Annotated in this window: 2 protein-coding genes; both read left to right on the plus strand. The window is 58.0% G+C overall.

Going from position 1 to position 605, the window contains the following annotated elements; all coding sequences use genetic code 11:
• Window positions 1-289 (plus strand): hypothetical protein (locus tag AC1RPR_RS08025; protein WP_481763440.1); only part of this gene is annotated, 289 nt, incomplete at its 5' end.
• Window positions 286-605 (plus strand): hypothetical protein (locus AC1RPR_RS08030; RefSeq protein ID WP_481763441.1); only part of this gene is annotated, 320 nt, incomplete at its 3' end. The genes AC1RPR_RS08025 and AC1RPR_RS08030, both read left to right, overlap by 4 nt.

The raw sequence follows: 605 nt of genomic DNA on the forward strand, positions 1-605 counted from the left end.
ATCGGAGGGCGCATTCGTGGCTCCGGATGGCGCGTTCGCGTATGATGAGAAGACGGCGGCGCAACACGAATCCTTGGCACAGGCCAAGGCCGATGACTTCGAATCCCGAGCCCGTTGGTTGGAAGCGCGCTGTGCCGAACTCTCGAACAGCCTTGTCGAGATGCAAACGCGTTTGGATGACGTGCTGGATGAGTGCCGTGGGCTTCGTCACCTGAACGCGGTTCTCGGTTCGAGCAACAAGCGGCTGCGTGGTATTCTACGCGATGCAGAGCTGGAGCGCTCGGCATGATCACGCGAATTTTTCAGGGCGTGACGGGCACCCACTTCCGACGCATGGTGGCGCGCACAGCTGTCATCGAGCGTGCTGAGCATGACCGGGAAATCGTGATTGTCACGCACCATGGCCTTCGCGATGAGTGGGGACGTGAACTAGGAAGTCACCATTTCCGCTACATCAGTGCATGGCGCGTGCGCCAAGGTCGGGAGCGTGTGGAAAACGGGCTTTACGTAGTGGAGTTGAGTCCCAGTGCCTTGGCACTCGTGCTGCCGTATTTGAGAAATATGGAGGAAGAAGTATGGCTGATGCAGTGGATGACGAAGAATAT

The sequence above is a fragment of the Dellaglioa sp. CoH-57-MRSF-22 genome, from assembly GCF_056781895.1.